2 protein-coding genes are annotated in these 1,461 nt (G+C 71.5%); both read left to right on the top strand.

Annotated features, from left to right (window positions below):
- On the top strand, window positions 1-601 hold a 601-nt coding region (tyrS, locus tag VTU_RS0124395; RefSeq protein WP_010110356.1), incomplete at its 5' end, for a tyrosine--tRNA ligase.
- 67 nt (window positions 602-668) lie between these two features.
- Window positions 669-1,461 (top strand): NTP transferase domain-containing protein (locus VTU_RS0124400; protein ID WP_010110358.1); only part of this gene is annotated, 793 nt, incomplete at its 3' end.

A 1,461-nucleotide genomic window follows, 5' to 3' on the forward strand; every position in this document is an offset into this window, starting at 1 on the left:
CATGGGCCGCCATCTGCAGCAGGAGTACGGCCAGGAGCCGCAGTGCGTGCTCACCATGCCGCTGCTCGTCGGGACCGACGGCGTGGAGAAGATGTCGAAGTCGAAAAACAACTACATCGGCATCGCCGAAGACGCCAACACCATGTACGCCAAGGTGTTGTCGATCTCCGACCCGCTGATGTGGAACTGGTACCAACTGCTGTCGTTTCGCTCGCTGACCGAGATCCAGGCGCTCCAGGCCGAGGTCGCGCAGGGCCGCAACCCCAAGGACGCGAAGGTGCTGCTGGCCAAGGAAATCACCACGCGCTTTCACAGCGCGGCGGCGGCGGACGCGGCCGAGCAGGACTTCATGCACCGCAGCCGGGGCGGCGTCCCCGAGCAGATCCCGCAGCTGTCCCTGCCCGGCGCGCCGCTGGGCATTGGCGCCTTGCTCAAGCAGGCCAACCTGGCACCATCGACCAGCGAGGCGCAGCGCCTGATCGACGGCGGCGGTGTGCGCATCGACGGCAGCGTGGTCAGCGACAAGGGCCTGCGGCTCGGCGCCGGAACCTATGTGCTGCAGGTCGGCAAACGCCGGTTTGCGCGCGTGGTGCTCACGTGAGACACCCCCGGGGTCCATGGCGCATGCGTGCGCTCTGCCCGCGCCGCGCACGGAACCCGGACATTCCATGACCCCGATCGACATCCTCATCCTCGCCGCCGGCAAGGGCACGCGCATGCAAAGCCGCCTGCCCAAGGTGCTGCAGCGCCTGGCCGGGCGCCCGCTGCTGCTGCACGTGCTGGACCAGGCCGTGCAGTTGCAGGCGCGCAGCGCCATCGTCATCACCGGCCACGCTGCGGCGCAGGTCGAGGCCGCCGCCGCAGGCGGTGCGCAGGCCGGCGGCCCGGAGCTGAAGTTCGTGCGCCAGGAACCCCAGCTGGGCACCGGCCACGCCGCGCAGCAGGCCGCGCCGCAGCTGCGCGACGACGCCACGGTGCTCGTGCTCTCGGGCGACGTGCCGCTGACGCACGCCGATACCCTGCGCGCACTGCTCGGCGCCGCAGCAGGCGGCAGGCTGGCGCTGCTGAGCGTGGAGCACCCCGACCCGACGGGCTACGGGCGCATCGTGCGCGGCGCGCAGGGCGCCGTGCAGGGAATCGTCGAACACGGGGACGCGACCGAGGAGCAGCGCGCGATCACCGAGGTGTACAGCGGGATCATGGCCGCTCCCGCGCAGCAGCTGCGCGGCTGGCTCGCGCGCTTGAGCCGCGACAACGCCCAGAGCGAGTACTACCTCACGGACGTCGTGGCGCAGGCCGTGGCCGACGGCGTCCCCGTGGTGGCGCAGCGCATCAGCGACGCGCTGCAGGTGGCCGGTGTGAACAGCCCGCGGCAACTGGCCGAGCTGGAGCGCGCGCTGCAACTGCGCCAGGCACAGGCGCTCATGGAGCAGGGCGTGCGCCTCGCCGACCCCGCGCGCT

This window comes from Verminephrobacter aporrectodeae subsp. tuberculatae At4, from assembly GCF_000193225.1.
In the GTDB taxonomy this organism is placed as follows: Bacteria; Pseudomonadota; Gammaproteobacteria; order Burkholderiales; family Burkholderiaceae_C; genus Acidovorax; species Acidovorax aporrectodeae.